The organism is Sulfuricaulis sp., from assembly GCF_040901545.1.
Taxonomy (GTDB): Bacteria; Pseudomonadota; Gammaproteobacteria; order Acidiferrobacterales; family Sulfurifustaceae; genus Sulfuricaulis.
In genome coordinates this window covers 4,825-9,363 of record NZ_JBBDYL010000003.1, presented here as the reverse complement: position 1 = coordinate 9,363, position 4,539 = coordinate 4,825, and the positions used below count along the sequence as shown (strand labels likewise).

Genomic DNA, 4,539 nt, shown 5'->3' with positions numbered 1-4,539 from the left:
GAGTCACACTTGGCAACATTTATACGTTCGCGTATTTATGAAAATGACTACTTAGGGAAATGTTGCGTGCGCAACCGGACGACGCAACCTGCAACGCAACCGTGCAACCGTTGAAGTTGCAAGTTGCGCACCCTAGGGAATGCAACACGCAACCATCCGGCAGTCCAGCAACGCAAGCAAGGCGGCAACGGGTGATAGCCATGCTCGCCGGCCATCCAGGAATCCGTTACGCCGTGGTTACAGATGCAGATAGCGATCCAGAGTCCGTTTTCCTGGCCGTGGCAATCCGGAGTGCAATGCCGGACGCCGCTGTTATGAGTTGCGAGTTGCGGATTCCCCGCGCCAGATATGATCCCTTCCTGTTGCTTAACCTGATTCATCGGCACGGCGGCACGGTTCACTGACAATCCGGGATGCCCGGTTTCATACCAAAGACTCTTTCTAACCGATCGGGATTGATCCCCATGGGCGGCATTGGTAGCGGCTGGTTCGGACGGCGTAGTAGACAGGCAACTATAGACGAGTCTCTGGCGCTGGACCTGCGGCGGTGGCGACAGCAGTCGTTGCTGACCCCGTTTACCTGCTTCACCTTGAGCTGGGCGTCTCAGGGTAGGTCCTTTGGACCTGTGGCCGTATGGGTGGGGCCAGACCGGGTAACAGTGGGCGATACTGTGATCGGCCTGCAATGGACACCAGGCAGTCTCGGCGGTCGCCGGGTATGGTTTTCCTGCCCTCGATGCCAAAGGCGGTGCTGCGTGCTTTATGGCGCCACTGACATAGCTTGCCGGGCATGCCTTCGCCTCGTATATCCCGTCGAGCGAGAGGCCCCCGCAAGGCGGTTAATGCGCCGCCTACGGAAGACGATCAGTCGGGCTAAGATTGACACCTCCCGGAGAGCGCTAAAGCCGAAATGGCAGCGGTGGCGGACTTACTGGCGGCTAGCTGGAGAGTCGGAACGCGCTGGAGAACGATTGGCAGCGCTTGAGGATCGTGTTTACGAAATCTTGCGTGACGCGGACAAAACTTAGGCGGGTGCATCGAACATGAATTCCAATCAATCAAAAGACCGGAGGGGAGATGCGAATCAAGACCACGATTGCAATTCTGCTAGCCGGGATCATTCTTGGCGCTTGCCGCAACAGCGATGACCCATTTTCCGACGCTTCGTATCGTCGCGGCTATGACGACGGCGTGGCGGCAGTTTGCAACGACATCTATCGTTTCAGCCGCGATATGTTTGATAGCTTGCGTCAAAGGCGAATCTGCTAAAGCGAAAACGGTGGTTTGTTGTCTAGAGCGCGATTTTCAATTGCAGTAGACAAAGGTTCCGGACAAGTGGCGATCAACGAACAAAAGAGAGCGATTCCATGAAATGCATCTTTCTAGCGATGCTTATGCTTGCCGTAACCTCGACGGCAATCGCAGAGGTATATGAATGTAAGAATCAGTTTGGAGGAAAGACCTTTACCAATGTGCCGCGACTTGCTCAGTGGTATTGCACTGATCCGACTCTACCTGGATACGACGAGTTGCTGGGCTACAGCATCGAAAAGGAGAAGGTAAACGATAAATGCAGCCCACAAAAATTATCTTCCTGTGTAATCCTTGAATACGATCCACTTACTAACGAGGTAACTGCACGACTCCATTTCATCTCTTTAACGTGCGTACTTCTTAGTTCGATTGCTCCGAATTATCACGCAACATCAATCCGAGTGTTGTATAACGAAGGGAATAATGAGGCGATCGTGAATGGCCATAAGGCGAATCACGTTTCCATCACAGACAATACGTTGTCCTTCCATTGGCTGTCGGACGCTCGGATAGTGATTGACCGGTACACCGGTCGATTCCGGATGGGTACTACGCAAGACCCGGCCCTTGCTGCTGGACAATGTGAGCGTGTGAAGCGGCGGAAATTCTGAGGAATCTCAGCTACGATACCCTGCGAGAGAGTACAGCTCCGCGTGAACCCGCGGGTGCGCTCATACGCTAAGCACGGCGGGGCCGAGTTGCGTCGGGGCCCGCCTGCACCTTTTCCCGCGCAGATCGGCTCGCCTTCTACGCCGGCGCCGAAGATTACTTCTCCTGGCACTTCGGGCGGGTTGATGCCCCCTCGGTAGCTCGCTGACTGTCTGCAATACCTCCGCGTCGAGTGCTCTACTTGGCACGCCGGTCTGCGGGGAATAGCCCCCCACCCTCGCGCACGCTACAGCAGCGCGAACTGCCGCTCCGAAAGACAGCCGTTGATATTCGACAATCCATAGCGACGGGATTGCCAATCTGACGTTGATATGGCTTTCTTTGTCAACGGAGACGAGTTGGGCCCTGCCCACGAAGTGCGGTGGGCGTATAAGAAATCCCGGAGCCTGATAGGGAACGCGGCGGGGCCATCTCGAGCGACGGTCGATCAAGCTGATATTCGCGCGTTGGGTACCGGATGGCACCGTTCGACAGGCCGAGGTACATTGGTACGAAGCTCACGGCATTGGACGCAAAGAGTTTTCCGGGCCATTCCGGGTCGGACTGGCAGTTCTTATTGACGGCCAGGACGTGAATTTAGAGCAGGTGCGGGTTGGTCTGGCGTGGTGGTATCGGGAGTATGCTAATGAACAGCCCCCGGCGGAGAGAGTGGCCTACGAAGCAGTTGAGATCGCGGTCAAGGCGCAGAAACGGTGAGTATGGCAGGACAATGGACCATAGCCACCGTGGGAGTGGCGAAAAAATAAATCTATAAGTGACGGGCCGAAAGGGGGGGGCAATATGTTCAGCACTTTTTATCTTGGTCTACTTGTCGCCGTCTTAAGTCTAGCCGGGTGCGCAACTCAATCTCCAATCTGGAAGGCATCAGATATTGCGAATGTGCCGCACGCTCGAATCCGTTTAACTCACGGTGACGAAACTGTTGCAACCGTTGAAACTTCTACGATTCGAAGGCTCGTCGAAATAAAAAGGCAGATTGAGAGCGCCGCTGGCGTTGGATATGCAGAACTCCTAATCCAAGCAGGCGATGAACCCAACGCTTTTGCCGGAACGCATCCTCAGCTAGGGCGCGTGGTCGCAATTAATACCGCGATGCTACGACTGATGGGAACAGATTGGGACAGCCACGCTGCAATCATAGGACATGAGTATGCCCATCATGCGTTAAATCACGGTGCACAAAGGCAGGGGCGTGAAGCGGTGCGCCAAGGGATTGCTACGGTGCTTGGTGTGGTTTTAGGCGCAGCGGGGGTGCCGATGGGGAACACTGTCGCCGAGGTTAGCACGACCGCAGTCTCAACGATTTATACAAGAGATGAGGAACGTGACGCAGACAGAAAAGGCGTGGAATACATGGCGGCAGCAGGCTTTGATCCGCAGGGTGCCGTACGCGTTTGGGAGAAGATGTCTAGCGCAGGCGCTGGCTTTTCGATTCCCTTTCTCAGTACGCATCCGATGAGTTCGGAGCGTATCGAAAATATGAGAAATATGGCGGCAGGAGCAGCCGCGACAAGCAAACGGTTTTCCCAAGCCAGCGATGCTTCAGGTGCAACGACTCCGACGCAAGTGAGCCTTATCCCCAGTCAGCCGCAAGGGAACGATTTCATTGAGAAAAGCTTAGGGGCCAGACTTGACTGGCAGGGCGGAGTATTTAGAGTCATTCAACGCCTTCCTTGGGCGAGCGACGAGATTGAAGTGGGAGATGTCTGGCTTTCTATCACGCGCGACGGGGTAAAAAACCAATTCTGTCCTTCCTGTGCAAGTGAGCTGTCTACTGGAACCCTGACATTCTGGGTTGAGGCCTGCAAGCGGAGTTCCGGAGTCCTTCACATAACGACGCAGAGAGGAACAAGAGTTCGACAAATTGCTCTCGCGTGTATGTAGTGAGTAATCCATAGGCGATTATGCACTTGACAAACCAAGGCCGGATTTAGGCCCGGAACTTCATTCTCAGATCGTCAATGCTGGTAGACCGTCTGGCTTTCATCTGTACTCCGCACCACCCTATTCACGAATGCCCCCCCCTCTGGCGGCAGGAGGTAGCGCAACGCTCGATACCGGAGTCCCATCCGCACCCCCCCCTCTGCCACCGGGAAGCAGCGCAAAGGGAGAGGCGAATATATGCTCGTGAGATCGCCCCGTAGGACGCAATAGGCGAACATACCCCCCCGGCCATCCGGCCAGAACGTGCTCGCGCTGCTGCCCGCCACATAGACGTAGCCCGAGAAGGCGGGTATGCCTTGCGAGGCGCGTGCTACTCGTTAGGTGCGGAACGTAGCCGGAATATGGGTAGGAGTATGGGTAGACCTCGATCCTACTCCTGCATAAACAGGCATAACAGGCACTTATTTGACTTGACTGGCGGAGAGAGAGGGATTCGAACCCTCGATGGGAATTTTGTTCCCATACTCCCTTAGCAGGGGAGCGCCTTCGACCACTCGGCCATCTCTCCTTGACCCGTAATCTCAATCCTACCGCAATTCTTCGCTCAATCGCATCACTCGAGTGGTCGAAGACGCTCCGCGCACGATGTACGACGGCTACGCCGTGACCACT

Annotated in this window: 3 protein-coding genes and 1 tRNA gene; 3 read left to right on the top strand and 1 reads right to left on the bottom strand. The window is 55.3% G+C overall.

Going from position 1 to position 4,539, the window contains the following annotated elements:
* Positions 1–1,077: 1,077 nt before the first annotated feature.
* The 3 genes from WD823_RS00120 to WD823_RS00110 all read left to right on the top strand — a co-directional run bounded on the left by WD823_RS00120 (position 1,078) and on the right by WD823_RS00110 (position 3,867).
* Complete coding sequence (locus tag WD823_RS00120) at positions 1,078–1,269, top strand: hypothetical protein (RefSeq protein ID WP_368427450.1); 192 nt, start codon at positions 1,078–1,080, stop codon at positions 1,267–1,269.
* A 1,284-nt stretch (positions 1,270–2,553) separates the two neighbouring features.
* On the top strand, positions 2,554–2,679 hold the full coding sequence (locus WD823_RS00115) for a hypothetical protein (protein ID WP_368427449.1): 126 nt from the start codon (positions 2,554–2,556) through the stop codon (positions 2,677–2,679).
* A gap of 84 nt (positions 2,680–2,763) precedes the next feature.
* The gene (locus WD823_RS00110) at positions 2,764–3,867 is read left to right on the top strand and encodes a M48 family metallopeptidase (protein ID WP_368427448.1); all 1,104 of its coding nucleotides are present in this window, start codon (positions 2,764–2,766) and stop codon (positions 3,865–3,867) included.
* A gap of 475 nt (positions 3,868–4,342) precedes the next feature.
* On the opposite strand, the gene WD823_RS00105 is transcribed toward WD823_RS00110, so the two are convergent.
* Positions 4,343–4,435 (bottom strand) — tRNA-Ser (locus WD823_RS00105).
* Positions 4,436–4,539: the final 104 nt, after the last annotated feature.